We start from the raw sequence: 17,718 nt of genomic DNA, 5'->3' as shown, positions 1-17,718 counted from the left end.
CTCAGGCACTGCCGAACGTCTCCGCCGCCCGCTTTCTGCAGGCGGCCAGCAGCGTCAGGCCGCGCGTTCCGAAAAAGAGCAGGAAGGCCAGCCAAAGGCCGTGATTGCCGAAGACCGGAAACAGCAGGTAATAGGCTGCCAGATAGACGGCCAGCGACAGCAGCATCATGTTGCGCATGGTTGATGACCAGGTGGCGCCGATAAAGACACCATCCATCTGGAAGGCCAGTACGCCGAACACGGGTGTCAGAATGGCCCAGACAAGATAGGTTGCTGTCACTTGTCGGACGTCTTCGGCTGTCGTCATGAAATCGATCATGTACTGACCGAAAAGCCAGAACAGGGTCGACAGGATCCCCGCCAGGGCAAAACTCCAAAGTGCCGTCAGTTTCAGTGCACGGTCGAAGGCCGGCCGGTATCTTGCGCCGACAGCTCGGCCGGCAAGCTGCTCTGCTGCAGTTGCAAGGCCATCCAGAAAAAACGCCGCCAGCATGATGAACTTCTCAAGCAGCGCGTTTGCTGCAAGGACGATGTCACCCTGGTCCGCCGAGCGTGCCGTGAAGAATGCGAAGGCGAACAGAAGGGTGAAGGAGCGGATCATGATGTCCCGGTTGACAGCCATCATGCGGAGCAGAAGCCGGCGGTCGAAGATCACCTGCAATGCCGGCCAGGACTTTTTGCCGGTGGTGAAAACCACCAGGCAGATGCCAAGTGCCGTAGCCGCGATTTCGCTCAGGACAGTTGCCAGCGCAACACCTTCCACGCTCCAGTCCAAGCCGATGACGAACCAGACGCTGAGGCCGATATTGAGCCCGTTCAGAACAAGCTGAAGCACCAGCCCGGTTCCCGCACGTCCGAGGCCGATGAACCAGCCGAGCATGGCGTAGTTGGCAAGCAGAAAAGGGGCGCTGTAAACGCGGATATCGAAGTAGCGGCTCGTGGCGGCCTGCACATCCGCACTGCCACCCAGGAACCACAGTCCGGTTTCCCGCAAGGGGCTCTGCAGCAGGATCACCATTAGACCACCAATGGCCGCAATCACGAAGGCGCGGAGCAAGGTCGCCCTGACTTCTTCCTCGTTCTGCGCGCCGAAGGCCTGCGCCGTCAGCCCCGTCGTGCCGGATCGCAGAAAATTGAAGGTCGTGAACACCAGATCGAAAATGATGCCGCCAATGGCGATGCCGCCCAGCAAGGCCGGGTTTCCCAGGCGGCCAATCACCGCCATGTCGACAATGCCAAGCAGGGGCGTTGACAGATAGGCCAGCGTCATCGGAATGGCGATGGCCAGAACGGAACGGTGTGTCACCGCAAAGGCCAGCTTTGGCCGGTCGACGGTTGCTGAAAGTTGGGGCATCGATGGCTCGCTTCGAGAGGAGGCCTTCATGGCCGCCCGGCCTCGGCGCGTCAATTCTTTTCCGCACATACCCGGTATTCGTTTTGGCGGCTGCCCAGGGAGTGGCAGTCGATGCACTGGTGGTCCGAAAAATAGGACTTGCATCGGGTGCTCAAGGGGTGCCCGCGACGCCGAAGGCGCCTTATATTGCGCACAGATGACCCTGCCAATCGTTCACCATCCGGCCTATTGCGCCGATCTTCCCGCCAATCACCGGTTCCCGATGGACAAGTTTCGTGCCGTCGCCTCGCTGATACGGCAGGAAGGTCTGTTGGGGACCAGCCCCTTCTTCAGGCCTCGTCCAGCCCCTTTCGAGTGGGTCGCGCTGGCGCATGAGCCTGCCTATGTGGATCAGGTCTTCAACGCGCGTGTTCCGGACAAAGTGGCGCGGGAAATCGGGTTTCCGATGCGCGAAGACATTGCCCTTCGCGCACGCTGTGCAACGGGTGGGACCGTGCTGACGGGATATCTTGCACTGGAGCACGGTATTGCCTGCAACACCGCCGGAGGAAGTCATCACGCCCGGCGGGCACATGGGGCTGGGTTCTGCGTCTTCAACGACGTTGCTGTTGCCATCAAGGTGTTGCAGGCGGACGGGGCCATTAGAAAGGCATTGGTGATCGACCTGGATGTCCACCAGGGAGACGGTACCGCGGATATTTTTCAAGGTGATCCGGATGTCTTCGCGTTCTCGCTTCATTCGGAAAAGAACTACCCGGTGCGCAAGGTTCCCTCTCATCTCGACATTGGCCTTGCCGATGGCACGGGAGACGAAGTCTATCTTGCTGTTCTGGAGGAGGTGCTGCCAGACCTTCTGAGCCAGGGGCCTTGGGACATCGTCTTCTTCAATGCTGGTGTCGATCCCTATTCGGGCGACCGTCTCGGCAGGCTGTCGCTGTCCCGTGATGGTCTGCGCCGGCGTGACCGCTATGTCATCGAAACGGTGAGAAGAGCGGGGGTGTCGCTGGCCGGCGTTCTGGGCGGAGGCTATTCAACGGACATCGATGAACTGGCCGACCGTCATCTCACGCTGCATCGAACAGCGAGGGCAGTGCTGGTGGAGGAGGCGTCGTCTGCGGCGGATCAAGAACTGTCGGCACGCTAGTGCAAGGTGTCAAACCACGATATCCGATATCTGTACGGAAACATTTGCGGAAACGTTTGCCACTGAAACAGCGTCCGTACTGCCAGTGGCAACGGTCGAAGGTGTTTCCGGTTGTGCGCTGAAGTTTGAGTCCCTCAGTGCCTTGATGCCGTCCTTCAGGTCGTCGCGGACATCTTTCAGGTCTTTTTTGGACTCGCGGTTGTCACGCTTGAGCAGACGTTCGATCTGTGCAGCAAGCGACTTGATGTCGGCTGCAATCTTGGCAAGGGCTTCCTTGTCGCCCTGAAGCCCCGACCTGCGGCTTGCGGCATGGGCTATGTCCGTTTCCTGTTGCCGCTCCGTGTAGGTGAGAATGGCTGCCTTGAGGTCTTCCTGCCAGCTCTTGGACCCTTGCTCCTCAGGGGAGGTGCCATCCTTTTCCTCACCGTTTTGACTTTGGCCTGCTTGGTCTTGACCTGTCGGGCTGGCGTCTGTGACCTGGTTTTCCGAAGCCAGAGACGCTGCGTCTGCTTCGGATGCGGGGGCTGTCACGTTCGCCTGGGAAATGCTTGTGGTCGCGTCCATGGCCGTAACCGGTGCCTGCGTCCCGGCAACTTGCAGTCCCGCGCCTGCGGTGACGGCTGCCGCGCCGGTGACGTTTGACATACCCGCAAGAGCGCTTGGCCCCGATAGCCCACCGCTCAGGCTCTGTCCTGCCGATTTCAGGTCCTGTGAAGCGGATTTGAACTCCTTGGAGATCTGTTTCAGCTCCTTGAGCAGCCGCTTGGCCTGCTCCGGCGTTGCGAACCGAAGCATTTCCTTGAGCCGTTCGATACGCTCCTTGGCCTTGTTGATCTTCTGGCTGCGCAACGCATCCTTGTTGGCTTCCACTGACCGGGAAAGGCTGTTGTTGAGCTCAACGGAGTCCTTGTAGGTCTCGAACAGGGATTTTGCCTTGTCCTCGGCGTCCGCGGAGCCGCTGGCACCCAGGAAGGTTGTCAGGGTTTGCGCGGTCGCGAGCGAACCCGTGCGATTGCTCGCAAGAGTGCTAGAGCGCGAGTTGGCTTGAAAGGGGGCGGAGAATTTCGACGTTGCGATGGCAGACATGGGGGGGCCCTTCCAGGCTCGGGGAGGCCCCGCCAGTGTCGGTTAATCATGATTAAGAAAGCGTTAATTTTCGCGTTGAGGTTGCGTGTACGCTCAAGGCAGGACGGAGCGTTAAGCTGCCCCTAGCGGTCGCGTCCCATGGAGAGGATACGTGTAACCAGCCAGATCGGGACGACAACCATTGCGCCGATCACCAGGTACTTGCCCAGGCGTCCGAGTGCGTTGAAGCCCATGTTCCAGAGCCGTTCGACAAAATCGATTGCCATGGTGACAAGGTCAAGCGGGTCTAGGTTCAACGCGGACAGGATAATGCCGACAACGAACGACAGAAACACAAGCCGCAAAAGCACCTGGGCTGGCGAGCCTCCAAGAAAACGGCTCAGGCCGGTGTCGGACATATGGGTCTCCTGCATGACGTTGGTGGCAATCCTGGCCAGAAGTTAGGAATATTCGGAGCCGATTACAATGAGGCCAGAAAATCATGGCAGGTCTTCTGGACGGTTCCGGGGCGGTTCATAAATTTTCTTATTAAATAAACCTGGTGCCGTAATTCGTTAAGTTCTGTTCGTTTCCTGCCAATGACACCGGAGCAGGGGTAGCGTATCAAACTTTCAGGAATGTGCATCTTGATCGTTTGCGACCACCCACACCCGCTTGCGATCTGCCTTCCTCTACCTGCGGTGAAAGACAGCCGCCGGACCAGCCTTGATGCTGGACTGGCAGATAAGGCGCGCACATTGCGGGATGGGCCAGCCGCCATCGACCTGACCTGTCATTCAAGGTATTGAATGGACAGCCGGCGGCGGCATTGGTGGTGTCTGTCGAAAAGCCTCGACGATATCACCGGCAAATGAAACGTTCTCTGGCACGGTGGTGTAAGCCCGAATTCGCCACCGTGCCGCAATTCTCCAAATAAACCGGTTTTTCAGTTGAACTGGCCCTTCATGAGAGGCTTGCCGTGATCTTGCTTCGCGGCTGAGGATTTCCGGGACGTGGAGGAGGCTGCTGCTCCCTGGGGCCGCCTGTCCGGTTGCTCTCGCCGTGGCGCCGACAGATTTGCAGAGCGAGGTCTGGAGCGTGGCGCGTCCCGGACCTTCTTGGGCGAGATGCCGAACCAAGTCTTGACGGCCCTTGAAAACGTGCTCAGTTCCGAAAAGCCCAGGAGATAGGCGATCTCCTTCATCGGGAGATCCGTTCCCAGAAGATATCGTTCGGCGGCAGATCGTCGGATCTCTTCGCTGAGCTGGCGGAAGCTGGTGCCTTCCTTTTCCAGAAGCCGTTGAACCGCGCGCTGGGACATGCCGAGTTTGGAGGAGATCTGCGGCAAGGTGCAGGCACCGGTCGACAGGTTGGCGGCGACTTCATTGGCAATCCGCGACAGGGGTGATTCCTGCTGGCCGAACCTCTTCAGTTCCGCGTTGGCGGATGTGAGAATGATCTCGTAAAGATGGGCATCATGGCGCTGGAGGCGACGGGAGAGCAGCGAGCGCGGGAAGGAAATCCTGTTGCGCGACGCACCGAATTTGATCCGGCCCTGATATTTTTTCTGAAAGTTGGAAGTGCACCGTGGCTGCGCCGTTGCAAGCTCGATCAGGATCGGAGGCACCTTCATGTCAAGCGCGTGTTCAATCTGCTGGGTTGCCCAGCCAATGCGCGCAAACATGTTCTGCCGCCATTCCCCGCGTCCTTCCAGAATGGGCCATTCGACATAGCCGCCAGTCTCGTCCTCCTCGAATATCAACCGGTAGGCGTTGGTCCTGATCGGGCTGAACCTGACCCAGGCCTGACAGGCTTCCCTGAGCGACGGGGCACAGGCAAACAGATAGTCGAAGATGGAAAAACAGCCGATGTCGATGGTGTTGAAAATATCGAACAAGGCGGCGTCGTCGTCCAGAGCATCGGCAACATGCTCAAAAACGGCGTGCCAGGCTGGAATCGGAACCGTGCCCTGTGGATCGTCCAGAGTGCCGAGATCGAAGTCGTAGACCCTGGCCATATGTGGCCAGTCCAGATCGGCCTTCGAACAGATGTCGCGCAAAACGCGGAAGACATCGGAGCGCGCCCATTCGCCTTCAAGCGGCATTCGTTTCTCCAGCCTGCCCATGCCGTATTCGAGGCAGAACTGTGCATGACAAGTCATGCAGGATCAAGTTTTGTCGTAAAATGCTAACAAAGGACGGGCTCCATCGGCCCAATGTGGCGATGCCGCTCCGGTCAGGGAGCGGCATCGGATCGTGATCAGGCGGCGTCCTGGACCTTGGCTTCCGTCTTTGGCGGAAACTTGCCATAGAAGGTTTCGTTTTCCTTGGCCATGTCCTTGAGCAGCTTGTTGGGCTTGAAGCGCGGTCCCCATTTGCGAGTGAACTTCTTGCACAAGTCGACGAAGGCAGGTGTCCCCATCATGTCGATGTAGCTGAGTGTGCCTCCGGTGTAGGGAGCAAAGCCGAAGCCAAGGATCGAACCGACATCGGCTTCACGCACATCCGTCAGGCACTTCTCCTCGAAGATGCGGGCGGTTTCGAGTGCCTGCATCACCAGAAGCCGCTGTTTGAGCTCTTCGATGTTGAAGCTCTCGGCGGGTTTCGGCTGTCCCGTCACTTCCGGAATGCCGGGCCACAGGCTCTTGTCCTTGCCTTTGTAGTCGTAGAAGCCCTTGCCGTTCTTGCGGCCGAAGCGCTCCTGCTTGACGACCATCTCTTCCAGAATGTTGTCGAGCGGGCCTTCGACATATTTGACGCCGAGGTCCTTCCGGGTGGCGGACACGATCTTCCAGGCAAGATCCAGCGCAACCTCGTCGCCGAGCGACAGCGGTCCGACAGGCATGCCGGCCATCTTTCCGGCATTTTCGATCATGGCAGCCGGAACACCGTCCGCCAGCATCATCAGCCCTTCGCGGATATAGGTCATGACAACGCGCGAGGTGTAGAAGCCACGGCTGTCATTGACGACGATCGGGGTCTTCTTGATGGCCTTGATATAGTCAAGGGCCATGGCAAGCGCGCGGTCGGACGTGCGTTTGCCGAGGATCACTTCCACCAGCATCATCTTGTCGACAGGCGAGAAGAAGTGAATGCCTATGAAGTTCTTCGGCCGCTTGGATGCCTGCGCCAGGGAGGTGATCGGCAGCGTCGAGGTGTTGGAAGCGTAGATGGCGCGGGACTTCATCACTGCCTCGGCCTGCTCCGTCACGGCTTTCTTGATCTCGCGGTCCTCGAACACGGCTTCGATCACAAGATCGCAATCGGCAAGGGCCTCGTAATCGACGGTCGCGGTGATCTTCGACAGCAGCTTTTCCTTCTGCTCCTCGCTTGCCCGGCCACGCTTGATGGCCTTGGTGATCAGCTCTTCGGAATGGGCCTTGCCCTTGTCGGCGGCCTCCTGGCTGCGGTCGATCAGGACGACGTCGATCCCTGCCTGTGCCGTGACATAGGCAATGCCGGCGCCCATGAACCCGGCACCCAGAATACCGATCTTGCGGATCTTGTTGGGCCGCTGGTCCACCGGGCGGCGGGCCAGCTTGTTCAGCTCCTGCATGGAGACGAACAGAGAGCGGATCATGTTGGCTGCTTCCGGGGTTTGCAGCACCTTGGCGAAGTAGCGGCTTTCCACCTGAAGGGCGAGATCCATCGGCAACTGCAGACCTTCGACGACGGAACGAAGCAGGTAGCGGGCGCCCGGATAGTTGTCATAGGTCTCGCGGCGATAGATGGCGTTGGCAGCCGGCCAGAACTGGAAGCCGGCCGGTGAATAGACCTTGCCGTTCGGTAGCTTGTAGCCCTTCTTGTCCCAGTCCTTCACGGGGTCGAGACCGGCTTTCAGCATCTTCTTGGCAGCGGCGATCAGTTTCCTGGTCGGCGCGACCTCATCCACCAGTTTCATCTGCTTGGCCTGCGGGGCCCGCAGCGTGCGACCCTGCAGCAGGAATTGCATGCCCTGCTGGCCGTCGGTCATGCGCATGACGCGCTGCGTGCCACCGGCGCCCGGGAAGAGGCCAACCTTGACTTCCGGCAGACCCATTTTCAGACCCTCATCGACAACCCGGCCATGGCAGGCCAGCGCCAGCTCCGTGCCGCCGCCCATGCAGGTGCCGGCAACCGCCGCCACGAAGGGTTTGCCGCAGGTTTCCAGCTTCCGGTAGACCTGAGACAGCTTGCGTGATCCTTCGAACAACGCCTTGGCAGCCGCTTCCGCGTCGTTGCCGCGCTTGATGTGGAAGTCCTTCAGAAGGCCTTCCAGCATGGTCAGGTCGGCACCTCCGGAAAAGGCGGATTTGCCGGACGCGATCACCGCGCCCTTGATAGCCTCGTCTCCGGCAACCTGATCGACAATCGCATCCAGCTCGTCCATGACCGACAGATCGATGACGTTCATCGATTTCTCCGGCATGTCCCAGGTGATCAGGGCAAAACCGTCCTCATCGGTTTCAACGGTGAAATTCTTGTAGCTCATTTGATGGTCCTCCTCGGGTCAGACGCCGGTCGACTGCAGATGGGCGCGCTGTTGCGCAGCCGTCTTCGTGCCGTCGACGACAACGTCGCCGGTGTGTTTGGTCTCTGCGGGTTCGAACAGCATCACCCAGCATTCGTCTTCGGCGAGCGGATTGTGCTCGACACCCTTGGGCACGACATGCATGTCGCCGGCGTTCAGAACAACGTCGTCCCGGTCGCGGTAACGGATCGTCAGACTGCCCTTGACGATGAAGAACAGCTCGTCTTCGTCCTGGTGGTCGTGCCAGACGAACTCGCCCTTCAGCTTCGCAATCTTGACGCTCTGAGCGTTGACATCGGCCACCACACGCGGAGACCAATAGTCGGTGATCTGGGCGAACTCCCTGTCGATGTTGCTGATCATGGTCAGACCCGCTCGATGATGGTCGCCGTGCCCATGCCCGCGCCGATACACAGCGTAACGAGGGCGGTGTTGAGATCGCGGCGCTCCAGTTCGTCGAGCACGGTGCCGAGGATCATGGCGCCGGTAGCTCCCAGCGGATGGCCCATGGCAATCGCACCGCCATTGACGTTGACCTTTGCCATGTCGAGATCGAAGGCCTGCTGGTAGCGCAGAACGACCGAGGCAAAGGCCTCGTTGATCTCGATGAGATCGATGTCCCTGATGTCCATCTTGGCGTTTTTCAGAAGCTTTTCGGTGACATCCACCGGGCCGGTCAGCATCAGGGCCGGTTCGGACCCGATGTTGGCGAACGCCTTGATGCGTGCGCGGGGCTTCAGGCCGGAGGAGCGGCCTGCGGTGCTGGAACCGATCAGGACCGCGGCAGCCCCGTCAACAATGCCGGACGAATTGCCCGCGTGGTGGACGTGGGTGATCTTTTCGATTTCCGGATGAGCCTGAATACCGACCGCGTCGAAGCCGCCCATGTTGCCCATCATCTCGAAGGAGGGGTTGAGCGAGGCAAGCGACTGCATGTCGGTTTCCGGCCGCATGTGCTCATCGCGGGCCAGGATGGTGATGCCGTTGACGTCCTTCACCGGCACCACCGATTTGGCAAAGCGGCCCTCGTCCCAGGACTTGCCGGCACGCTTCTGGCTTTCCACTGCATAGGCATCGCAGTCATCGCGCGAGAAGCCGTATTTGGTGGCAATCAGGTCGGCCGACACGCCCTGAGGCATGAAATAGGAGGGAATGGCCACTTGCGGCTCGATCGGCCAGGCACCACCGGAGGCGCCAAGACCGACACGGCTCATGCTCTCCACGCCGCCGGCGATAACCAGCTTGTGCTGGCCTGCCATGACCTGGGCCGAAGCCATGTTGACCGCATCAAGACCGGACGCGCAGAAACGGTTGATCTGCATGCCCGGAACCGATTTGTCGTAACCGGCCGCAAACACCGCCGCACGGGCAATGTCGCCACCGGCTTCCCCAACAGGGTCGACGCAGCCCAGGACAACATCGTCCACCCGGGTCGTGTCGAGACCGTTCCGGTCGCGGATCGCCTCCAGCGCGGTGGCCGCAAGGCGGACGGCCGGCACTTCGTGCAGCGAACCGTCCTTCTTGCCGCGTCCGCGCGGGGTGCGCACGTGGTCGTAAATATAGGCTTCGGGCATCAGATCCTCCTCTAGATCGGATTCGCCTCAGGTCTTGTCCGGCAAGGGATGACCGGGCATGAGGTCGTAAGGATGTTTCCAGCCGGGCAGAGCCTTGATCCGCCCCAGCCACTTGGTGACATTCGGATAAGCGTCGAGATCGATCCCGAGCTCACCTTCGTAAAAGAGGTAGCTGCACAGCGAGAAATCCGCGCTGGTCGGCTTCTTGCCAATGGCGAACTCGTTCTTGGCAAAATGCTTGTCCAGGATGGCAAGAGCAGATTTCGAACGTCCGTCGAGCCATTTGACGACGTCCGTTTCGCCGGTCTTCATCAGTGTGCGCAGGAACCGCAGCGGGCCGAGCAAGCCGGAAACCTTCTGGTTGTCGAAGATTGTCCAGCGCAGGATCTCCCGCCGTTCTTCGTCATTTTCCCAGCCGAAGGCACCGAATTTCTCGGACAGGTCGTCCATGATGACGGCGGACTGGGTCAGGATGTCGTCTCCGTGAACGAGCACGGGGACTTCTCCCATTTCGTTCAGCGTGTCCCTGAATTCGTCCGTACGGGTCGCCCCGTTGAAGAAGTCGACCCATTCCGGCTTCCAGTCGGCGCCGCAAAGTTCCAGCATCAGGGCCACCTTGTAGGAGTGCCCCGACTGGGCCATGCAGTGAAGAACGTATTCAGCCATAACTTGAAAATCCCCTCGCAAATCAAATTGGAACGCGACTATAGCCGCCGGTTTCGATTTGCGGGCTCAAATTTCCGCCATCAGCAAGCCAGTCCCCGGACGCCTCAAAAGGCGTCCGCGGCAACCGACATCATGGTTTCGGAGCCGGAGGAAATCCGGGCGAGGTGCGCGGCCGTTTCCGGAAGGGTGCGTTCCATGAAAAAACGGCCGAAGGTGAGTTTGGTTTCCAGCCAGTCTGCCTTGTCGCCGGCACTATCGGCGATCTTTTCCTGAATGGTCTTGGCGATCTTTGCCCACATGTAGCCAAGGGCGACAAGACCGAAGAGGTGCATGTAGTCGACAGAACCCGCACCGGCATTGTCCGGGTTCTTCATCGCGTTGTTCATGAACCACATGGTCGCGGCCTGAAGATCGTCCATGCCTTTCTTCAGCGGACCGGTGAAGGCGGCAAGGGCTTCATCGTCCTTGTTGTCCTTCAGGAAGGTATTGACCTCGTTGAAGAAACTCATGACCGCGCGGCCACCGTTCGCCGGCAGCTTGCGGCCGACGAGGTCCAGGGCCTGGATGCCGTTGGCGCCTTCATAGATCATGGCGATACGGGCATCGCGAACGAACTGTTCCATGCCCCATTCGCCGATGTACCCATGTCCGCCGTAAAGTTGCTGGGCATTGACCGCATTGGCGAAGCCGGTGTCGGTCAGAACGCCTTTCAGCACCGGGGTCATCAGGCCCATCATGTCGTCGGAGAACTGCTTGGACTTCTCGTCGTCGGAGCGGTGCGAGACATCGCCGTGGAGCGCGGTCCAGATGACAAGGGCCCGGGCGGCTTCGTTGAAGGAGCGAATTTGCATCAAGGTGCGGCGCACGTCCGGATGCACGATGATCGGGTCGGCAGGCTTGTCCGGGCTTTTCGGTCCGGTGAGCGAACGGCCCTGAATGCGGTCCTTGGCATAGGTGGCGGCATTCTGATAGGCGACTTCCGACTGGGAAAGGCCCTGTACGGCAACGCCAAGGCGGGCTTCGTTCATCATGGTGAACATGGCGCGCAGGCCCTTGTTCTCCTCGCCGACCAGCCACCCGGTGGCATCGTCGTAGTTCATGACGCAGGTCGCGTTGCCATGAATGCCCATCTTGTGCTCGATGGAGCCGCAGGAAACGCCGTTGTTGTCACCGACCGAACCATCGTCGCCGATCGCGTTGCGCGGCACGACAAACAGGGAAATGCCCTTGGTTCCTTCCGGTGCGCCTTCAATGCGGGCCAGCACCAGATGGATGATATTGTCCGCCATGTCGTGCTGACCGGCGGAGATGAATATCTTGGTGCCGGTAATCTTGTAGGAGCCGTCGGTCTGCGGCACCGCCTTGGTGCGGATGAGGCCGAGATCCGTTCCGCAATGGGGTTCCGTCAGATTCATGGTGCCGGTCCAGGTACCGGCGATCATGTTGGGAAGATATTTCTGTTTCTGCTCGTCGGTGCCGTGGATGGTCAGGGCGGCAACGGCGCCCGCGGTCAGGCCCGGATACATGGAGAAGGCCATGTTTGCGGATGAGGCAAATTCGTTGAAGACGGTGGTCAGCGTGTGCGGCAAGCCCTGTCCGCCATACTCCGGGTCTGCCGACAGCGTGCCCCAGCCGTTTTCGCAAAAGGCCTTGTAGGCTTTCAGAAATCCTTTTGGTGTGGTGACGGTGCCGTCGTCATTGCGCGTGCAGCCTTCGCTGTCGCCCGTCTGGTTCAACGGCTGGAGAACTTCTTCCGCGAACTTGCCCCCTTCGCGCAGGATCGCTTCCACCAGATCGAGCGGCGCATCGGCAAAGCCCGGCAGGTTGGAATAGCGGTCGTATCCGAATACGTCCTTCAGCAGGAAAAGCGTGTCATCGACGGGAGCGGTATAGCTCGGCATGGAAATCCTCCCAGATTTGCCGGTTATGTTTGGACCTTACGTTTCCGTAAACGTCACCTTGAGGCCTGTATACGCGGTATGTTTTTTGTCGGCAAGTGGTATCCCAACGGAAGGGGTGGCAAAAAAATACGCCTAAAACATGCTGATGGGAATGATTCCCGCAGGTCAGGGACACGAATTCGTGTTGTGGAGGCGTATTTTTGACGACATTCGCCAGTTTTGGAAAATAGCGTAGCTTCCCGCAATACGTGTGAAGTGGCGGTTCCACAAACGAAAACCGCCGGCGTTGCCGCCGGCGGTTTCAAAAAACTCTGTAGCTGAAAGGGGAGGGCTTATGCCTCTTCCGCTTCCTTGTGCTTCAGCATGCCGGAGACGATCTCGACGGTGCGCGACAGTTCCTCGATGGCCTGTTCGATGTCTTTGCGCTGATCTTCCAGAACGGCGATCTGCTCGTTGAACTTGGACAGGGCGACGCGCAGTTGGGTCACCTGACCGTCGCGCAGGTCGTAGAGATCGAGCATGTCGCGGATTTCCGACAGGGAAAAGCCGACGCGTTTGCCCATCAGCACCAGCTTCAGGCGGGCGCGGTCGCGACGGTTGTACACTCGGTTCAGGCCGTCACGCTTCGGGTTGAGCAAACCCTTGTCTTCGTAAAAGCGCAGCGTACGCAGAGTGCAATCGAATTCTTTCGCCAGGTCGCCGATGGTGAACTGGGTTTTCTTGGTGCTGTCGTCGGTTGCGGACACGACGTCCACAAGATCGTCTTCATTAAGGATCGAAAGAGCTTCGCTCATAGCAGTTTGTTCTCGTTTTCCAGCCGTTGTCCGGCTCATCGTTGATGTTATGCAGTTTTCGAAACCCGCGCCGAAGACATGATCTCCGTTGCGTTCGCAGGCGATGCGGTTGTGTGCACAGTGGCTCAGCCGGTTTCTTGCGCACTGTTTAGCTTACGTTTGCGTTAAGGTCCAGTCACGGAAGGTCACAGGCAGAAAATTCGTTAACGCAGCGTTTGCCGATTCGCGTCACCCTGATCCTGTGAACAGCGGATTTTCATTCGAAAACAGTCGGTTTTCGCATTTAGCAAGCCCAATTAACGGCCTGTTTACCCTAAAACGCCAAAGTCTTTCAAAACGCTGCGCCTGTCCCGTCCCCGACGGAAACTTGGTGCAGCCTGCTCCATCAGCGGTCTGAATGACCGTCAGCCCAGGGTCAAGAGATGCCGGCTTGGAAGAAAAACGAGGCAGGACGCCGCGGCCGTGATGCGTATGAAGGCGACGACTTTTACGATGCACCACGCCGCGAGCCGGCGCGAAACCGGATCGAACGGTTGACGCGCACTGCAACGGCGCTCGGCGGACACGACCGTTATCCCTCCGAGGAGCGGGACGATGATCTGGACGCCGTGGCCGACGAACTGGACCGGTTGCTGGCCGACCAGACCGAGGCCCACCGGCCGGAACCACGCAGTTCCGAACCCCGCAGACCCGAGCCACGCCGGCCCGAGCCGCGCCAGCCTGTTTCGCACGGCAGAGCACCGCGCAGGGAACCGGGCATTGATGAAGTCATGGGGGCACTGGACCGTCTGGACGAACAGGTTCAGGGACTGGCAAGACCGGACCCGAGGGAAGATTATCGCCAGGCGCATCACTCGGACTATCGGGATGAGCCGCTTCGCTCCGCATCGAAATCGCGGCCGCGTCCTGGCAGATACGCAATCGACAATCTGCCGGCCGAAGATCCCTATTATGACGAGGACGACGCCTACGCGGCTGACTATGCCGCGCAGCCGGTCCGCCAGCGTGACCGGGACGTCCGCGGCAGAAGCGATGCGTCCATGCATATCTACAAGGATCTTGGCCGCCGTATCGACGCCCTGAGAGCGCCTCAGGAACAGGCCTTCAACCAGGTGCGCGACGAACTTGGCTCGTTGCGCGAGGCGCTTGGCGGCCTGTCACGTGGCACCAATGAGACGGTGAACCGGCAGAACGCCGAACTGCGCCGCCTGTCCGACATGGTCGAGCGTCTGCGCGCCGACAAGAAGAACGATCAGCTTGCCCGTGATATCCGCAAGGAAGTCGCGGATCTGAAAGACATGGTTGGCCGCACGAATGTGGAAGGGGCCTTGCAGACCCTCGAGCATGGTTATGCCCACATTCTGCAACGCCTCGACGAACTGTCCCGAGCCTCGGTCGACCCCCGTGTCCTGAGCGGCGTGACGGCTCGTCTCAACGAAATTGAGGACGCCTTCGCCGCTCTGCCGCGTTCCGAGCACATGATCGTGCTGGAAGACCGGGTCGTCAGCATTGCCGAGCGCATGGAAGAGCTGCTGCAACGCAAGGGGCATGCCGAAATCGAACCGCTCCGGGCAGAGTTGCGTGAAGTACGCGGCTTCGTCGAGCAGATCGACATCAAGGGCCTTGTCGAGGGCATCGACGACCGGATGAAATTCGTGTCCAGCCGTCTGGACGATCTGGAAGTGCTGGCACGCGAACAGCGTGGTCTGGACAGCCGCCTGTCCGCCATGGAACAGCGCATGCCCGAGCCGGAAACGATTTCCAGGCTGCAGGGACGGCTTGAAGACATTGTCGGCATGATGGCCGACGACCGCGCAGCTCCGGTCGATACCCAGCAACTGGGTCAGGTCGACCGGCGTCTCAATGATATCGTCGACCGCCTCGAGCGGATGGAGCAGGCCGGTCCGCTGCCTTCTGCGGACACGGGAGCCTTCGCAGCGCTGGAAGAGCGCCTGGAGCTGATTTCCGGCAAGATTGACGCCATCGAAAAGAAGTCGGCGCGCCCAGTGCCCGTTCTGGATGCGGCAGCCATGCGGGCCGGGGGCACGACCCCGGACACCAAATTCCTTTCCCAGCTGCAGGAACGTTTGAACGACCTTACAACGCGCCTGGACCAGCCGAAGGACACGGTCACCACATCCGATCTCGACAAGCTTCGAGCGGAAATCGGGTCCATGCGCGCCAGCGTTTCCGCACCTGCTTCGACCGAAGCTCTGGAGCAACGGATCGCCGATCTGGCACAGATCGTGTCGAAGGGAGCTGAAGTCACCGACGACAGCCGCTTCGAGCAACTGGGTGCCAAGGTTGCCGCGCTCGCGGAGCAGATCGAAAGCACATCGTCCCGGGCATTCAGCATCGAGCAGTTCTCGCCGTTTCTGGAGCGGATCGAAAAAGGTCTGGAACAAACCCGTTCCGACGTTGCGGGGATCGCCCGTGAAGCTGCCAGGGAAGCCATTGAAAGCGCACCGGCAGCGAAAAGCGGCCAGTATGACCAGGCCATCACGGAGCTTCAGTCCGATCTGAAGCGGTTGCTCGATGCCGCTGAAGGCAGCGACGAGCGGACCCGGAACACTTTTGACGGTGTCAAATCGGTTCTCGGATCCCTGACCGAGCGCCTGGACAACCTGGAACGTGCCGAACAGTTCGGCGATGCACCGTCAGCATCGGCTGCCGGCTTCTCGCCGATCAAGGTCGATGAACCTGCTCCGCTGTTCTCCAAGGCTCCCCAGTCCAGGAAACCGGAAGACGGACAACTGCCGAACGATGCCGCTCAGGCACCGCGTGCGGACGACCGGACGCGTGACCGTAAGGCCGACTTCATTGCGGCAGCCCGCCGTGCCGCACAGGCAGCCTCTGCAGAAGCCGCCCAGCTGGAAAAACGGCAGAAGGTGAATGAGGAGCCGGAAGAGGCCGATGAAGAACGTGGCAAGGCGCGCGTCGGCTGGCTTCGGAACGTTCTCAAGCGCGACAAGTCTGCCGCAAAAGAAGACAAGGTCGAACCAGTCGAAGATCTGGAGCTGAATGCCGAGGACGTTGCCGACCAGGCGTTCGAAACCCAGGATTCGACTGTTCTGCCGGGCGACCGCCCGGCACCGGAAGCCCCGCAGTCCTCCAGCGGCCGTCGCCGCGCCATCCTCTATACTGCCGCCGCCGTTGTCCTGTTGATCGGAACCCTGCAGGTCTTCCGCCTGGCGACCGGTGGTCCGGAAGAGGCCGATCAGCTTGCCGCCAACACGCCGGAAACCGTCGAAGCCATTCCAGCGCCGGAAATGGCCGATGCCGGCCCGGCACAGTCCGAGTTTCTGCCGGAGGCTGAAGTTGCGAGCGAGGTTGCCCTTGCCGAAAGCCGGGGTGTCGGATCGGGAGACGCCGGACCTGGCAGCGCTCTGCCGGAAGAGGCCGGTGACGCAATGACGCCGGAAGCACCGGCTGTGGCGGTTGCTTCCTCAGCTCCAACCGGGACAGCACAGTCCGCTCCGAACCTGTCGGCGCCGGTGACAGAAAGCAATAGCGTTCAGGCCGCGTCTGCTTCCGGGCCTCTTGCTCCTGAAACCGAACTCGCCTTTGCACCGCCTGCGGGCGTTGCCAGCAGCTTCGGTGAAGCGGGTGAAGGCACTGTATCCGGTTTCCAGCCGGCAAGCGAAGCTGGCGCTCCTGCAAGTCTTCTTGCCAACCTGCCGCCTGAAGGCGTCGGTCCAATGGCTCTGCGCAGCGCGGCTGCCAGCGGCAATGCGGCTGCCGAGTTCCTCGTGGGTGTGAAATACACCGAAGGCAGTGGTGTACCGGCGGATCTGTCCAAGGCGGCGGTCTGGTATCAGAAAGCGGCCGACAAGGGCCTGGCTCCGGCGCAGTACAGGCTCGCAAGCCTTTACGAGAAAGGCCGCGGCGTCGACAAGGATTTGCCGAAAGCCAAGGCCTGGTATTCCAAGGCAGCAGAAGCCGGCAACGCGAAGGCCATGCACAATCTCGCGGTTCTGTTTGCGGAAGGTGGCGGAGACCAGCCTGATTATGCCGCTGCTGCAAAATGGTTCGAGGAAGCTGCCAATTACGGCGTCAAGGACAGCCTGTTCAATCTGGGCATCCTCTATGCCGGTGGTATCGGTGTCGATAAGGATCTGGTCGCCAGCTACAAGTGGTTCGCGATCGCGGCCGATCAAGGCGATCCGGAAGCTGCCAAGCGCCGCGACGACGTTGCCAACATGATGGATCAGGAAACCCTGGCCAATGCCCGGCTTGCAGTCGAGAACTTCAAACTGAAGACACCGAACGCGGCAGCCAACAAGGTGACGATGGAACCGGGTTGGGTGGACAGCGCCTCGCTGCCGGCGGAAAAGGCATCGATCCAGGCTCCCGACAACACGGCCATGGTCAAGGAAGCCCAGGACAAGCTGAACTATCTCGGCTTTGACACCGGTACGCCGGACGGTCAGATGGGGCCGCGCACGCGCAGTGCAATCCGCGCTTTCCAGCGCAGCCTCGGAATGCCGGAAACCGGAGAAGTGGACCGCCGTCTGCTGGACGAACTGAAAAGCCAGGCGATCTAGGCCAGTCATTCGCTGAGCCAGCGGAAATGGCGTGAGTTTTGCCGATTTGCAGAAAGAAAAAACGCCCAACCAGGCTGACTGCCCGGTTGGGCGTTTTGCATGGCGGGCTGGCAGCATTGCAATTGCAGTTGGCCTTGGATCCTCGCCAAGCCAGGACCGTCCAGACG

Annotated in this window: 12 protein-coding genes; 2 read left to right on the top strand and 10 right to left on the bottom strand. The window is 60.1% G+C overall.

The features are described from left to right. Position 1: 1 nt before the first annotated feature. A complete protein-coding gene (locus ACYQ54_RS13545; protein WP_460083097.1) occupies positions 2-1,354 on the bottom strand; it encodes an MATE family efflux transporter in 1,353 nt (450 codons plus the stop codon). A gap of 196 nt (positions 1,355-1,550) precedes the next feature. Between ACYQ54_RS13545 and ACYQ54_RS13540 the strand changes: the two genes are divergently transcribed. After that, positions 1,551-2,498, top strand: a complete 948-nt coding sequence (locus ACYQ54_RS13540; RefSeq protein ID WP_460083095.1) for a histone deacetylase family protein — start codon at positions 1,551-1,553, stop codon at positions 2,496-2,498. 9 nt (positions 2,499-2,507) lie between these two features. Here ACYQ54_RS13540 and ACYQ54_RS13535 read toward each other — a convergent pair whose 3' ends face one another. From ACYQ54_RS13535 to ACYQ54_RS13495, 9 genes are all read right to left on the bottom strand, one after another. Beyond that, on the bottom strand, positions 2,508-3,584 hold the full coding sequence (locus ACYQ54_RS13535) for a hypothetical protein (protein ID WP_460083093.1): 1,077 nt from the start codon (positions 3,582-3,584) through the stop codon (positions 2,508-2,510). Between the two features lie 122 nt (positions 3,585-3,706). Next, positions 3,707-3,982, bottom strand: coding sequence for a DUF6460 domain-containing protein (locus ACYQ54_RS13530; RefSeq protein ID WP_460083090.1), 276 nt, complete (start codon positions 3,980-3,982; stop codon positions 3,707-3,709). Between the two features lie 527 nt (positions 3,983-4,509). Then, positions 4,510-5,667 (bottom strand): AraC family transcriptional regulator, encoded by a 1,158-nt coding sequence (locus ACYQ54_RS13525; RefSeq protein WP_460083088.1) that lies wholly within the window; start codon positions 5,665-5,667, stop codon positions 4,510-4,512. Positions 5,668-5,822: 155 nt separating this feature from the next. After that, positions 5,823-8,033, bottom strand: a complete 2,211-nt coding sequence (locus ACYQ54_RS13520) for a 3-hydroxyacyl-CoA dehydrogenase NAD-binding domain-containing protein (RefSeq protein WP_460083085.1) — start codon at positions 8,031-8,033, stop codon at positions 5,823-5,825. An 18-nt stretch (positions 8,034-8,051) separates the two neighbouring features. Continuing rightward, positions 8,052-8,435 carry a cupin domain-containing protein gene (locus ACYQ54_RS13515; RefSeq protein ID WP_460083083.1) on the bottom strand — a complete coding sequence of 128 codons (384 nt, stop codon included), beginning with the start codon at positions 8,433-8,435 and terminating at the stop codon, positions 8,052-8,054. A 2-nt stretch (positions 8,436-8,437) separates the two neighbouring features. Beyond that, entirely contained in the window at positions 8,438-9,646 is a 1,209-nt protein-coding gene (locus tag ACYQ54_RS13510) for an acetyl-CoA C-acetyltransferase (RefSeq protein WP_460083081.1), read from the bottom strand. 27 nt (positions 9,647-9,673) lie between these two features. Further along, positions 9,674-10,312, bottom strand: a complete 639-nt coding sequence (locus ACYQ54_RS13505; RefSeq protein WP_460083079.1) for a glutathione S-transferase family protein — start codon at positions 10,310-10,312, stop codon at positions 9,674-9,676. A 104-nt stretch (positions 10,313-10,416) separates the two neighbouring features. Beyond that, positions 10,417-12,213, bottom strand: coding sequence for an acyl-CoA dehydrogenase C-terminal domain-containing protein (locus tag ACYQ54_RS13500; RefSeq protein WP_460083076.1), 1,797 nt, complete (start codon positions 12,211-12,213; stop codon positions 10,417-10,419). A 332-nt stretch (positions 12,214-12,545) separates the two neighbouring features. After that, positions 12,546-13,007: a MerR family transcriptional regulator gene (locus ACYQ54_RS13495; protein WP_148584879.1), complete on the bottom strand. Its 462-nt coding sequence runs from the start codon at positions 13,005-13,007 to the stop codon at positions 12,546-12,548. 422 nt (positions 13,008-13,429) lie between these two features. Between ACYQ54_RS13495 and ACYQ54_RS13490 the strand changes: the two genes are divergently transcribed. After that, positions 13,430-17,551: a peptidoglycan-binding protein gene (locus tag ACYQ54_RS13490; RefSeq protein WP_460083073.1), complete on the top strand. Its 4,122-nt coding sequence runs from the start codon at positions 13,430-13,432 to the stop codon at positions 17,549-17,551. Positions 17,552-17,718 lie beyond the last annotated feature (167 nt).

The sequence above is a fragment of the Roseibium sp. LAB1 genome (genome assembly GCF_054658235.1).
The sequence above is the reverse complement of the archived record's forward strand: the minus strand, read 5'-3'. Positions and strand labels throughout refer to the sequence as shown.